Source organism: Streptomyces mutabilis (assembly GCF_046628145.1).
GTDB classification, from domain to species: domain Bacteria; phylum Actinomycetota; class Actinomycetes; order Streptomycetales; family Streptomycetaceae; genus Streptomyces; species Streptomyces mutabilis.
On record NZ_CP176874.1, the window covers coordinates 1865424 to 1878466 of the forward strand.

At 72.2% G+C, this 13043-nt stretch carries 13 protein-coding genes; 6 read left to right on the forward strand and 7 right to left on the reverse strand.

Features of this window, described 5'->3' with window-relative positions; genetic code table 11:
* Window positions 1-53: 53 nt before the first annotated feature.
* The 3 genes from ACLIN4_RS08235 to ACLIN4_RS08245 form a co-directional block, all read right to left on the reverse strand.
* Window positions 54-998, reverse strand: coding sequence for an SCO1860 family LAETG-anchored protein (locus ACLIN4_RS08235; RefSeq protein ID WP_411575622.1), 945 nt, complete (start codon window positions 996-998; stop codon window positions 54-56).
* A 186-nt stretch (window positions 999-1184) separates the two neighbouring features.
* The gene (locus ACLIN4_RS08240; protein ID WP_289909734.1) at window positions 1185-2276 is read right to left on the reverse strand and encodes an amidohydrolase family protein; all 1092 of its coding nucleotides are present in this window, start codon (window positions 2274-2276) and stop codon (window positions 1185-1187) included.
* Window positions 2277-2320: 44 nt separating this feature from the next.
* Window positions 2321-2818 carry a hypothetical protein gene (locus ACLIN4_RS08245; RefSeq protein ID WP_289909735.1) on the reverse strand — a complete coding sequence of 166 codons (498 nt, stop codon included), beginning with the start codon at window positions 2816-2818 and terminating at the stop codon, window positions 2321-2323.
* A gap of 168 nt (window positions 2819-2986) precedes the next feature.
* On the opposite strand from ACLIN4_RS08245, the gene ACLIN4_RS08250 reads away from it, so the two are divergent.
* The 5 genes from ACLIN4_RS08250 to thpD all read left to right on the forward strand — a co-directional run bounded on the left by ACLIN4_RS08250 (window position 2987) and on the right by thpD (window position 7781).
* Entirely contained in the window at window positions 2987-4129 is a 1143-nt protein-coding gene (locus ACLIN4_RS08250) for an aminotransferase class V-fold PLP-dependent enzyme (RefSeq protein ID WP_411576743.1), read from the forward strand.
* A gap of 329 nt (window positions 4130-4458) precedes the next feature.
* The gene (gene ectA, locus ACLIN4_RS08255) at window positions 4459-4974 is read left to right on the forward strand and encodes a diaminobutyrate acetyltransferase (RefSeq protein WP_107480524.1); all 516 of its coding nucleotides are present in this window, start codon (window positions 4459-4461) and stop codon (window positions 4972-4974) included.
* A 133-nt stretch (window positions 4975-5107) separates the two neighbouring features.
* A complete protein-coding gene (ectB, locus tag ACLIN4_RS08260) occupies window positions 5108-6379 on the forward strand; it encodes a diaminobutyrate--2-oxoglutarate transaminase (protein WP_107480525.1) in 1272 nt (423 codons plus the stop codon).
* A gap of 97 nt (window positions 6380-6476) precedes the next feature.
* Window positions 6477-6875 carry an ectoine synthase gene (locus ACLIN4_RS08265; RefSeq protein ID WP_043374438.1) on the forward strand — a complete coding sequence of 133 codons (399 nt, stop codon included), beginning with the start codon at window positions 6477-6479 and terminating at the stop codon, window positions 6873-6875.
* A 6-nt stretch (window positions 6876-6881) separates the two neighbouring features.
* Window positions 6882-7781: an ectoine hydroxylase gene (gene thpD / locus ACLIN4_RS08270; protein ID WP_019329311.1), complete on the forward strand. Its 900-nt coding sequence runs from the start codon at window positions 6882-6884 to the stop codon at window positions 7779-7781.
* A 156-nt stretch (window positions 7782-7937) separates the two neighbouring features.
* On the opposite strand, the gene ACLIN4_RS08275 is transcribed toward thpD, so the two are convergent.
* From ACLIN4_RS08275 to ACLIN4_RS08290, 4 genes are all read right to left on the reverse strand, one after another.
* Window positions 7938-9032, reverse strand: a complete 1095-nt coding sequence (locus tag ACLIN4_RS08275) for an aminotransferase class V-fold PLP-dependent enzyme (RefSeq protein WP_107480088.1) — start codon at window positions 9030-9032, stop codon at window positions 7938-7940.
* Between the two features lie 59 nt (window positions 9033-9091).
* Window positions 9092-9805 carry a DsbA family oxidoreductase gene (locus ACLIN4_RS08280; RefSeq protein ID WP_289909742.1) on the reverse strand — a complete coding sequence of 238 codons (714 nt, stop codon included), beginning with the start codon at window positions 9803-9805 and terminating at the stop codon, window positions 9092-9094.
* A gap of 104 nt (window positions 9806-9909) precedes the next feature.
* The gene (locus tag ACLIN4_RS08285; RefSeq protein ID WP_307653002.1) at window positions 9910-10518 is read right to left on the reverse strand and encodes a DUF1349 domain-containing protein; all 609 of its coding nucleotides are present in this window, start codon (window positions 10516-10518) and stop codon (window positions 9910-9912) included.
* A 75-nt stretch (window positions 10519-10593) separates the two neighbouring features.
* Complete coding sequence (locus ACLIN4_RS08290) at window positions 10594-12123, reverse strand: aldehyde dehydrogenase (NADP(+)) (RefSeq protein ID WP_107480085.1); 1530 nt, start codon at window positions 12121-12123, stop codon at window positions 10594-10596.
* Between the two features lie 145 nt (window positions 12124-12268).
* Here ACLIN4_RS08290 and ACLIN4_RS08295 point away from each other — a divergent pair, with 145 nt between their 5' ends.
* Complete coding sequence (locus ACLIN4_RS08295) at window positions 12269-13042, forward strand: IclR family transcriptional regulator (protein WP_100048875.1); 774 nt, start codon at window positions 12269-12271, stop codon at window positions 13040-13042.
* Window position 13043: the final 1 nt, after the last annotated feature.

A 13043-nucleotide genomic window follows, 5' to 3' on the forward strand; every position in this document is an offset into this window, starting at 1 on the left:
ACGGTCCCTCCCCGGCCGGTCCCCGCCCCGCACACTCCCGTCACCCCCGCTCGTCAGCCGCGCCTGCGCCGGGCCAGGACCAGGGCGCCGCCGCCCGCCACGACCAGGGCGGCGGCGCCCGCGGCGATGTACGGGGTCGCCGAGCTGCCGCCGGTCTCGGCCAGGTCTGCCTCGGCGCGGGCGCCCTGGGGCCGGACGTCGGCGGCGGGTTCGGCCTCCGGCTCGGCGGCGGGCTCCTCGCCCTTCGCCGGGGGCTGGGCGGCCTCGGACTCCGGGGCGGCCGGGGACTCGCAGGTCGCCTCGGCCAGGGTCAGGGTGCCGTCGACCTCGGCGACGTTCAGGTCGAGGGGGTTGACGGACACGTCGAGTTCGAGCGCGGTGGCGGCGGCCGTCCGCGAGGTGGTCTGCGTCCTGGAGAGGTCGAGCCGCACCTCGCCGACGCCGGGCACCTTCACCTCCGTCGGCCCGCCGGTGGTCAGCGTGACCTTCTTGCCGAGGACGGTCACCGCGCCCAGCAGGTTGGCGTCGGCGACCGGCGCCTTGCCGGCCTCGCAGGTCGCCGTGGAGGTGACCTTCTCGAGCTCGATCAGGGACAGCAGGGGCAGGCCGGGGACGTGGACCCGGGCGTGGGCCAGCTCGGTGCGGCCCTCGCTCTTCGTCGCCGTCGCCGTCGCCTTCGCCTGCGCCACGTCGGCGCGCAGCACGCTGAAGGGCTTGCCTCCGTCGACGCCGTCGAGGCGGGCGGTCAGCGCGGTCTTCTCGGCGCTCTCGGGCGCCCGCACCTCGTTGAGGGTGACCGTGAGCGGGACGTTCACGGTCTTGTTGAGCAGGGACACGTCGAGCCCGGTGCGCAGGACGGTGGCGCTCGCGCGGCCGTGGTCACCGGTCGCGTGAGCGGTGCCCGCGCCGGCCAGTGCCGCGGGACCGGCGGCGAGGGCCGTGGCCGCCGCGACGGTGACGAGGCGGCGTGCGGGCATGCGGAAGGTGTTGCCGTTCAAGGTGGTGGGACCCCCAGTGAGACATGCGTGCGGGACACGCATGAGCGACATGCTTGGGACCCGGAAAGGATGTCCCCGCACGCGCCGAACCGTCAGCGATAGCGGGGCACTTCACCCCTTCGTGGGGTTTCCGCCCGTCTTTTCGAATCTCCTGGCACGGGCGTTCCCCGGCGTCACTCCGGTCGGCTAACCGACGACGCGCCCGTTCAGCACCACCCGGCGCGGAGCGCCGAGCACGCGCACGTCCGCGCGCGGGTCCTCGTCGAACACCACCAGGTCGGCCGGCGCGCCCTCGTCCAGGCCGGGACGCCCCAGCCAGCGCCGGGCGGCCCAGGTCGTCGCGGCCAGCGCCTCGACGGGCGGGATGCCGGCGGTGACCAGCTCCCCGACCTCCGCCGCCGCCAGACCGTGCGCCAGCGATCCGCCCGCGTCGGTGCCGACGAAGACCGGGATCCCGGCGTCGTAGGCGCTCCGTACGGTGTCGTAGCGGCGTTCGTGGAGCCGGCGCATGTGGGCCGACCAGCGGGGGAACTTCGACTCGCCGCCGTCGGCGAGGGCGGGGAAGGTGGCGATGTTGACCAGGGTCGGCACGATGGCGACGCCCCGCTCGGCGAAGAGCGGGATGGTGTCGTCGGTGAGGCCCGTGGCGTGCTCGACGCAGTCGATGCCGGCCTCCACGAGGTCGCGCAGGGAGTCCTCGGCGAAGCAGTGCGCGGTGACGCGGGCGCCCAGGCGGTGGGCCTCGGCGATGGCCGCCTCCACGGCGCCGCGCGGCCAGCAGGCGGACAGGTCGCCGAGGTCGCGGTCGATCCAGTCGCCGACCAGTTTCACCCAGCCGTCGCCGCGCCGGGCCTCCTGGGCGACGTAGGCGACGAGGTCGTCGGGCTCGACCTCCCAGGCGTAGTTGCGGATGTAGCGGCGGGTGCGGGCGATGTGCCGGCCGGCCCGGATGATCTTCGGGAGGTCGTCGCGGTCGTCGATCCAGCGGGTGTCGGAGGGCGAGCCCGCGTCGCGGATGAGGAGGGTGCCGGCCTCGCGGTCGGTCAGCGCCTGCTTCTCGGCGACGTCCTCGGGGACGGCACCGTGCTGGTCGAGCCCGACGTGGCAGTGCGCGTCGACCAGGCCGGGCACGGCCCAGCCGCGGACGGTGCGGATGTCGGCGGCGCCGGCGGGACGGTCGTACGAGATCCTGCCGTCGATCACCCACAACTCGTCGCGGACCTCTTCCGGCCCGACGAGCACCCGACCCTTCACGTGCAGCACCGTGTGATCGCTCATGCCCCGCACCTTAGACCGGGCCCCGGGGCCGTTCGAAGGCCCGGTCACCGGCCGTCCGCTCGCGCTGCCGCGCGGGCGCGCGGCTCGGTGGCGTATCCGGCCGCGACGGCGCTCGCGACGGCGGTCAGGGCGAGGACGGCGACGCCGGGGTTGACGTAGCCGGGGACGTCGGCGGAGTCGTAGGCCTCGCCGTCGACGGTCTCGCAGCTGAAGCGCAGGGGCAGGTAGGAGACCTCGTAGTCGATGACGCGCCCGGACAGCTCCGGGGGCACGCCGGCTCGGCACGGCCGCAGTGGCGAGGAGTCCGTGCCGCCGTCCTCCGCCTCCATGGCCGCGAACCCCACGCACACCAGACCCCAGAGGTAAAGCAGGGCGGCGGCCCAGCCCGCCGCTCCGGCGGCGACGCGGAAGGGCGCGCCCGGCTTGCGCGGTGCGGGAACGGGGGCCGCCGGTGCCGTCCGCGCGCGGGGGTACGTGCCGGTGCCCCGGCCGAGGAGGACGGCCGTCACGACCGCGACGAGGACGAGCAGCAGGAGGATCACGGGCCCGAGTCCATCAGCCGGCGACCGCCGTGACTGTGGCGGAAGCCACAATTCCGGGCGTGGGGGTGTCGCAACGGAAGCCCTCCGGCGCGAGTGGTGCCCGGGGCCATGGTTACTCTCGACTCCGTACGCGCCGTACACCTGACCGTTACTGAAGAGAGCACCGCCGTGACCCACCCCTTCCTGGACCTCGCCCCGCTGAGCGCCGGCCGTTTCGCCGCGATCGAGGACCGGGTCGCGCGCCTGCTCGGCACCCGGCAGGACGTCGTGGTCATGCAGGGCGAGGCACTGCTGCCGCTGGAGGGCGCGATCCGCGCCGCCGCCGGGCCGGGCACCGTCGCGCTGAACGTGATCACGGGGCCGTACGGGCAGACGTTCGGGAACTGGCTGCGGGACTGCGGCGCGACCGTGCACGACCTCGCCGTGCCGTTCCACACGGCGGTGACCGCCGAGCAGATCCGCGGGGCCCTCACCGAGCACCCGGAGATCGACTTCGTGTCCCTGGTGCACGCGGAGGCGGCGACCGGGAACACCAATCCGGTCGCGGAGATCGGCGAGGCGGTGCGGGCGCACGAAGCGCTGTTCTACCTGGACGCCGTGGCCTCCGTGGGCGCCGAGCCGGTGCTGCCGGACGCGTGGGGCGTGGACCTGTGCGTCATCGGCGCGCAGAAGGCGATGGGCGGTCCGGCCGGGGTGTCGGCGGTGTCGGTGAGCGAGCGGGCGTGGGCGCGGATGGCGGCGAACCCGAACGCCCCGCGGCGTTCGTACCTGTCCCTGCTGGACTGGAAGGAGCGCTGGATCGACGGCGGTCGCAAGGCGCTGCTGCACGCGCCGGCGCAGCTGGAGATGCTCGCGCTGGAGGCGTGCGTGGAGCGCATCGAGGCGGAGGGCCCGCGGACGGTGATGGCGCGGCACGCCTCGGCCGCGGCGGCCACCCGGGCCGGCGCGCTCGCGCTGGGCGGCGGTCTGGAGCCGTACGTGCGCGAGGCGCGGGACGCGGCGCCGGTCGCGACGACCCTGCGGGTCCCGTCGGACGTGGACGCGTCGGAGCTGGTGGCCCGTGCCCTGGCGTCCGACCCGGGGCTGCCGCTGGCGGCGGGCGGGGGCGCGCTGGCCGGGGAGATGATCCGGATCAACCACTACGGGCCGGACGCGACGCGCGGGGCGGTGCAGGGCTCCCTGGCGGCACTGGGTGCCGCGCTGGCCGAGAAGGGGCTGAAGGCCGACCTGGAGGCCGCCCGGCGGGCCGTCGAGGACGCCTGGGACCGCCCGGCCGGCGCCGGCCATTCGGAAGCGGTAACGGAAGCCTGAATTCAGGGCAATTCCCAAAGCTCACACAAACAGAATTAAGGAATTACGCTCAGCACAGCTTCCCGTATTCTTCTGCCCGCTTTCCGGGGACCTAAACACAAAGATTCCGCGAAGGCCAAGCTTCGCATTTCGGGCACGTCTCGCGCGAGTTACGTGATTGTGACCCGATACACATGCTGTCCGGTTTGCAACCTTCGTCCGGCGGAAATCAGGACATAGCGTCGACCCCTCGCGCGTCGGCACGCGCCCGCGTGATAACACAGCACGCGCCCATCCGTAACCCCGTCCGGCGATGCATTTTTGAATTTCGCTGGGTAAATTCAATTTGCATGACTGCCGCGCAAGCAGACCTGCAAATCGACCGTCCGAGAGTGGCCGACGGGGCCGCCCTGTGGCGGATAGCGAGGGATTCGAAGGTCCTCGACCTGAACTCGTCCTACAGCTATCTGCTCTGGTGCCGGGACTTCGCCGCCACGTCGGCCGTCGCCCGCGACGAGCGCGGTGAGCCGGTCGGCTTCGTCACCGGGTACGTGCGGCCGGACCGGCCGGACACCCTGCTCGTGTGGCAGGTCGCGGTCGACGAGGCGTACCGCGGACGCCGACTCGCCGCGGCCCTGCTCGACGGACTGGCCGCCCGCACCGTCGCGGAGCGCGGACTGACCACCCTGGAAACCACGATCTCCCCGGACAACACCGCTTCCCAGCGGCTGTTCACCTCGTTCGCCGAGCGCCACGGCGCCCGGCTGGAGCGTGAGGTGCTGTTCGACACCGGCCTGTTCCCCGACGGGCCGCACGAGCCCGAGGTCCTGTACCGCATCGGCCCCCTGCCGGCCACCGCCCGCTGACCGACCGGTTCCCCGGACAGCCCGGCACCCCGTGCCAGTCCGGCCCCTCAGACTTCCCGGCCGGGACCGCACCGGTCCCCCGGATCCGTACGACCTTCCTCTCCCACCCTCACCCAACGAGGAGCGATTCGTCGTGACCATCACCCAGCCCGACCTCAGCGTCTTCGAGACCGTCGAGTCCGAGGTGCGCAGCTACTGCCGCGGCTGGCCCACCGTCTTCGACCGTGCGGTCGGCAGCCGCATGTACGACGAGGACGGCCACGAGTACCTCGACTTCTTCGCCGGAGCGGGCTCGCTCAACTACGGGCACAACAACGCCGTCCTGAAACGCGCGCTCATCGACTACCTGGAGCGGGACGGCGTCACCCACGGGCTCGACATGTCGACCACCGCCAAGCGCCGCTTCCTGGAGACGTTCCAGAACACCATCCTGCGCAAGCGTGACCTGCCGTACAAGGTCATGTTCCCGGGCCCGACGGGCACCAACGCCGTGGAGTCCGCGCTGAAGCTGGCGCGGAAGGTGAAGGGGCGCGAGTCGATCGTGTCGTTCACCAACGCCTTCCACGGCATGTCGCTGGGCTCGCTCGCCGTGACCGGCAACGCCTTCAAGCGGGCCGGCGCCGGCATCCCGCTGGTGCACGGCACGCCGATGCCGTTCGACAACTACTTCGACGGCACCGTCGAGGACTTCCTCTGGTTCGAGCGGCTGCTCGAGGACCAGGGCTCGGGCCTCAACAAGCCGGCCGCCGTGATCGTCGAGACGGTGCAGGGCGAGGGCGGCATCAACGTCGCCCGGCCCGAGTGGCTGCGCGCCCTGGCCGACCTGTGCGAGCGCCAGGACATGCTGCTCATCGTCGACGACATCCAGATGGGCTGCGGCCGTACCGGCGCCTTCTTCTCCTTCGAGGAGGCGGGCATCACGCCGGACATCGTCACCGTCTCCAAGTCGATCAGCGGCTACGGCCTGCCGATGGCACTGACCCTGTTCAAGCCGGAGCTGGACGTCTGGGAGCCGGGCGAGCACAACGGCACCTTCCGCGGCAACAACCCGGCCTTCGTCACGGCGACCGCCACGCTGGAGGCGTACTGGGCGGACGGGTCGGCGATGGAGAAGCAGACCCGCACCCGCGGTGAGCAGGTCGAGCAGCACATGATCGCCATCACCGAGGAGAACCTCGCCGACGTCAAGGAGTACCGCGGCCGCGGTCTGGTCTGGGGCCTGGAGTTCCACGACAAGGGCCGCGCGGGCCGGGTCGCCAAGCGCGCCTTCGAGCTCGGGCTGCTCATCGAGACGTCCGGCCCCGAGAGCGAGGTCGTCAAGCTGCTTCCGGCGCTCACCATCACGCCCGACGAGCTGGACGAGGGCATGAAGACCCTCGCCCGGGCCGTGCGCGAGACCGCCTGACACCCCCACCGCTTCCGGCGCCTTCGGCCCGCGCGTCCGTGGGCCGAAGGCGCCGGAGACCCTTGCACACCCTTCACCTAGGAGGCATCGCAACACCGTGATCGTCCGTTCGTTCAAGGAGATCGAAGGCACCGACCGGCACGTGAAATCGGCGTCCGGCACCTGGGAGAGCAAGCGCATCGTCCTCGCGAAGGAGAAGGTCGGCTTCTCCGTCCACGAGACGATCCTGTACGCGGGTACGGAGACGTCGATGTGGTACGCGAACCACATCGAGGCGGTCGTCTGCACCAAGGGCGACGCCGAGTTGACCGACCGCGAGACGGGGAAGACGTACCACATCACGCCGGGGACCATGTACCTCCTGAACGGCCACGAGCGGCACACGCTCAAGGTCAAGGAGGACTTCCACTGCATCTGTGTCTTCAACCCGCCCGTGACCGGACGGGAGGACCACGACGAGAACGGCGTCTACCCGCTGCTCACCGAGGAGGTGTGAGTCACCGTGACCACCACGACCACGAACGTCACCGACCTCTATCCCACCCGCGGCGCCACCGAGGTGGCGACGCCTCGGCAGGACCCGGTCGTCTGGGGCTCCCCGGACACGCCCGGTCCCGTCTCGGCCGGTGACCTGCAGGCCCTGGACCGCGACGGCTTCCTCGCCATCGACCAGCTCATCGGGCCGGACGAGGTCGAGGTCTACCGCCGCGAGCTGGAGCGGCTCACCACCGACCCGGCCATCCGCGCGGACGAGCGCTCCATCGTGGAGCCGCAGTCCAAGGAGATCCGGTCGGTCTTCGAGGTGCACAAGATCAGCGAGGTCTTCGCGGAGCTGGTGCGCGACGAGCGCGTGGTCGGGCGGGCCCGGCAGATCCTCGGCTCGGACGTCTACGTCCACCAGTCGCGGATCAACGTGAAGCCGGGCTTCGGTGCGAGCGGCTTCTACTGGCACTCGGACTTCGAGACCTGGCACGCCGAGGACGGCCTGCCCAACATGCGCACGATCTCGGTCTCGATCGCGCTCACCGAGAACTACGACACCAACGGCGGTCTCATGATCATGCCGGGGTCGCACAAGACGTTCCTCGGGTGCGCGGGGGCCACGCCGAAGGACAACTACAAGAAGTCCCTGCAGATGCAGGACGCGGGGACGCCGTCCGACGAGGCGCTGACGAAGATGGCCTCCGAGTACGGCATCAAGCTGTTCACCGGCAAGGCCGGCTCGGCGACGTGGTTCGACTGCAACTGCATGCACGGTTCCGGCGACAACATCACGCCGTTCCCGCGCAGCAACGTGTTCATCGTGTTCAACAGCGTGGAGAACACGGCGGTCGAGCCCTTCGCGGCACCGATCCGGCGGCCGGAGTTCATCGGGGCGCGGGACTTCACTCCCGTACGGTGACCCGGCTCGGCCGGGGGTCCGGGGGTCGTCCCCCGGAGATCACAGTATCGGGGCGCGGGACTTCACGCCGGTGAAGTGAACCGCGTCTGAGACTCGGGCAGGGGCCTTTTCGTGTGGGACGGGAGGCCCCTGCCCGATATTTTCGGCCCCGGTGCCTCAGCCCGCCAGCACGTCCAGCAGCCGGTCCACGTCCGCCGCCGTGTTGTACAGGTGGAAGGCGGCCCGCAGGTTGCCCGCCCGGTCGGAGACCTGGACCCCGGCCCGGCCGAGCTCCTCCTGGCGGTGCCCGAGTCCGGGCACGGACACGATCGCGGAGCCCGGCGCGGGCACCGGCTCGTGGCCCAGGGAGCCGAGCCCCGCGCGGAACCGGTCGGCGAGCGCGGTGTCGTGGGCGTGTACCGCCTCCACGCCCAGTTCCTCGATCAGGGCCAAGGAGTGCCGGGCGCCGGTGTACGAGAACAGGGCAGGGCTCTCGTCGAAGCGCCGTGCGGAGTGCGCCAGTTCCTCGACCCTGCCGTAGCAGCTGTCCCAGGGGTGCTCCCCCGACGCCCACCCCGCGAACAGGGGCGTCAGCCCGGCCGACTCGCCCAGGTCCTCCGGTACGACGAGGAAGGCGACGCCGCGCGGGCAGAGCGCCCACTTGTAGGCGACGGCGGCCACGTAGTCGAAGTCGTCCGCGGCCAGCGGCAGCCACCCGTTCGACTGGGAGGCGTCGATCAGCGTCCGCGCGCCGTGGGCCCGGGCGGCGTCCCGCAGCGCCGCGAGGTCGGCGATCCGGCCGTCGGCGGACTGGACCGCGCTGACCGCGACGAGCGCGGTCTGAGGCCCCACCGACTCGGCGATCCGCTCCAGCGGCACACTGCGCACCTTCAGGTCGCCCCGCATGTGCAGCGGGTTCACCAGGGAGCTGAAGTCGGCCTCGGCGGTGAGCACTTCGGCGCCCTCGGGCAGCGAGGCGGCGACGAGCCCGGTGTACGTGGCGACCGACGCGCCGGCCGCGACCCGGGTGGCGGGCACTCCCACGATCCGGGCGAAGGCGGACCGGGACGCCTCGACGTCGGCGAACATGTCGGACGGCAGCCCGGCCGCCGCCGAGGCCGCCGCGTCCCGCATGGCGACGAGGGTCCGGGCGGGCAGCAGACCGGTGCTGGCGGTGTTGAGGTACGTGGTCTTCGGGGCGAACTCGGTACGGACGAGGTTCTCGAAGCTCTCCATGGGACCACTGTGCGGCCCCTGGACCTCCCCGTCCATCGCGTATTTCTGCGCGGTGTCTCCAGGAGACGCTTGTGCGAGCGCCCCGACCTGCCGCTTCACTTGCCGGGAACGGCGCACCCGTCCGGGCCGCACGCCTCCGCGCCGCCGTCGTCGATCAGCTTCAGGGGCGTGCGCTCGCCCCACGCCTGGGTCAGCGCCTGCGCGAAGACCTCGGCGGGCTGGGCGCCGGAGACGCCGTACTTCCGGTCGAGCACGAAGAACGGCACACCGGTCGCCCCGAGCTGCGCGGCCTCGCGCTCGTCGGCGCGGACCTCGTCGGCGTAGGCGGTGGGGTCGGCGAGCACGGCGCGGGCCGCGTCCGCGTCGAGGCCGGCGGCGACGGCCAGGCCGACCAGGCGCTCGTCGTCGTCGAAGACGGAACGCTCCTCGGCGAAGTTGGCCCGGTACAGCGCGTCCAGCAGCGCCTCCTGCCGGCCCTTGTCCTTGGCGAGGTGCAGCAGCCGGTGCATGTCGAAGGTGCTGCCGTGGTCGCGGCCCCGGGTGCGGTAGTCCAGGCCCTCGGCGGCGGCCTGCGCGCCGAGGTTGTCCTCACCCGCCTGCGCCTGTGCCTCGCTCATGCCGTACTTGGCGGTGAGCATCGTCAGCACGGGCTGGACGTCGTCCTTGGCCCGCCCGGGGTCCAGCTCGAACGACCGGTGGACCACCTCGACCCCGTCCCGGTGGGGGAAGGCCGCGAGCGCCTTCTCGAAGCGGGCCTTGCCCACGTAGCACCACGGGCAGGCGATGTCGCTCCAGATCTCGACGCGCATGTCTCGGCTCTTCTCCAGGTCGTACGGGTGCGGAGGCCCTCTCCGCACCCGTACGTGAACGTTCAAGCAGCGGTCCTCATTCCCGCCTCGCCCCCCCGGTCCCGTCAGCTGCCGTCGCGCAGGTCGGCGGGCCATGCCGACCGGTACTCCAGCCGGTCGTACGTCACCGTGCACCCGTCGCCCGTCGGCGCCTGCACGAGGAAGCCGACCAGGGCGGCCCCGGTCTCCTTCTCCTCCCCCAGCGTGAACAGCCGGACGAAGGTCCAGCGCTCGCCGTCGAGGGAGGCGTGGAAGGCGAAGGCCCGCCCGGTACGGCTGACGCGCAGCCACACCGAGTCCCCGTCCACGGTGAAGGAGTTGCAGTCGTCGGAGTGCCCCCGGGTGACCACCGTGCAGACGGTGGCCGCGTCCGGGGAGTACTCCAGACACAGCTTGGCCCAGGCCCGCTCGCCGACGTGGACGTAGAGGACCCCGGCGTCGAAGGCCGCGTTGAACCCGACGGTGACGCGGGCGATCAGCTGGAAGTCCCCCTCGGGCGCCCCCAGCAGCCGGGGCGCGTCGGAGACGGACTCCAGCGATTCACCGGTGGGCGGCACGAAGCGGTCCTGCCGGGGCCCGGCGGTTCCGGTGAGCACACCGTCGTCGTAGGACCAGTTCCCCTCGGGCCCGTAGGGGCGGACGGGGAAGGGCAGTTCGGGAAGTACGACATTCATGTACTGATCATCTCCGGGTCACTGCGGAAACTCAGGGGCGGCGCAGCACCCGCTGCGCCGCCCTCCCCCACGGCGCTACCGCTCGAGCACCCCGTTGAACCGCCGAGGCAACCCCAGCGGGTTCCCGTCCCGCAGCTCAGCCGGCAGCAAGGCCTCGGGCACCCCCTGGTACGCGACCGGCCGCAGCCACCGCTCGATCGCCGTACCGCCCACCGACGTGGACGTCGACGTCGTGGCCGGGTACGGCCCCCCGTGATGCTGGGCCGCCGCCACGGCGACCCCCGTGGGCCAGCCGTTGACCAGCACCCGCCCCGCGAGCGGCGTCACCGCGGCGAGGAGAGCCGCCCCGGCGCCCTCCCCCGCCGCCTCCTCGGCGGAGAGCTGCACCGTCGCCGTGAGGTTCCCCGGCAGCCGCGACAGCACCCCCCGCACCTCGGCCTCGTCCTCGTAGCGGGCCACCACGGTGACCGGCCCGAAGCACTCCTCCAGCAGCAGGTCGTGCTCGCCCTCCGTCGCCAGCCGCGCGGCCGGCACGGTCAGGAACCCGGCGCTGACGGTGTGCTCGCCGCCCGGTCCCGGCGTCACCGGGGACTCCACGTCGGGCAGGGCCGCGCGCTCGGCGACCCCGGCGACGAAGTTGTCCCGCATGCGGTGGTCGAGCAGCACCCCGGCGTCCGTGTCGCTGACCGCGTCGGTGAGGGACTTGACCAGGCCGTCACCGGCTGCGCCCGCAGGCACCAGGACCAGGCCGGGCTTCACGCAGAACTGCCCGACGCCCAGCGTCATCGAACCGGCCAGCCCGGCGCCGATCGCCTCCGCCCGCTCGGTGGCCGCCGCCTCCGTGACCACGACCGGGTTCAGCGAACCCAGCTCGCCGTGGAAGGGGATCGGGACCGGCCGTGCCGCCGCCGCGTCGAACAGCGCGCGCCCGCCCCGGACGGACCCCGTGAAGCCCGCCGCGGCGATCAGCGGGTGCTTGACCAGTTCGACGCCCGCCTCGAAACCGTGCACGAGGCCGACGACCCCCTCGGGGATGTCGTGCCGGGCGGCGGCCCGGCGCAGCACCTTGGCGACCAGCTCGGACAGGCCCGGGTGGTCCGGGTGGGCCTTGACCACGACCGGGCAGCCTGCCGCGAGGGCGCTGGCGGTGTCGCCGCCGGGGACGGAGAAGGCGAAGGGGAAGTTGGAGGCCGAGTAGACGGCTACGACGCCGAGCGGCACCTTGTAGCGGCGCAGGTCGGGGACGGGCGGGGTCGCGGTGTCGTCGGGGTGGTTGACGACGACGCCGAGGAACTCGCCCTCGTCGACGATGTCGGCGAAGGCGCGCAGCTGGTAGCAGGTGCGGGCGAGTTCGCCGGTGAGCCGGACCGGGCCGAGCGCGGTCTCCGCGTCGGCCACCTCGACCAGGGTGCTCTCGGCGGCCTTCAGCTCGTCGGCGGCGGTGCGCAGGAAGGCCGCGCGGACGGTGCGGTCGGCCAGCGCGTCCCGGGCGGCGTCCGCGGCGCGTACGGCGGCGTCCACCTCCTGGGCCGTGGCTTCCACCGCGACCTGTTCACGCTGCTTCCCGGTACGGGGGTCGACACTCCAGACTGGTGCTGCTGCCACCGCGGTCCCTCCACGTGCTCTGCATCGGAACGTGCTCGGCACCGAACGTGCTCGACATCAAGCTCGTTCGATATACTGAACGCCGTCTCTCATGATGAATATGCTGTTGGAGACTATTTCCCGTCGAACGAAGGGGTCAAGGGCGATGTCGGCTGGCGAGACGGGGGGCGGAGCGCAGGTCAAGTCCGCCGTGCGGACGGTTGAACTGCTCGAGTACTTCGCCGGACGACCCGGTATGCACTCCCTCGCGTCGGTCCAGGAGGCCGTCGGCTATCCCAAGTCCAGCCTCTACATGCTGCTGCGCACGCTGGTCGAGCTGGGCTGGGTGGAGACCGACGCGACCGGCACGCGGTACGGCATCGGGGTGCGGGCGCTGCTGGTCGGCACGTCGTACATCGACGGCGACGAGGTGGTCGCGGCGGCGCGGCCGACGCTGGACCGGCTCTCCGACGACACCACGGAGACCATCCACCTGGCGCGCCTGGACGGCACCAACGTCGTGTACCTGGCCACCCGCCAGTCGCAGCACTACCTGCGGCCCTTCACCCGGGTCGGCCGCCGGCTGCCCGCCCACTCGACCTCGCTGGGCAAGGCGCTGCTGAGCACGTACAGCGACGAACAGGTCCGCAAGCTGCTGCCGGAGACGCTGCCCGCGCTGACCGAGCACACCATCACCGACCGGGAGAAGCTCATCGAGGAGCTGCACCAGGTGCGGGAGCAGGGTTTCGCCGTGGACCGCGAGGAGAACACGCTGGGCCTGCGCTGCTTCGGCGTGGCGGTGCCCTACCGCACCCCCGCGCGGGACGCGATCAGCTGCTCGGTGCCGGTGGCGCGGCTGACGCCCGCGCACGAGCAGATGGTGAAGGACGCGCTGTTCGACGCGCGGGACCGGCTGACGCTGGCCACGCGTAGGCTCTGAT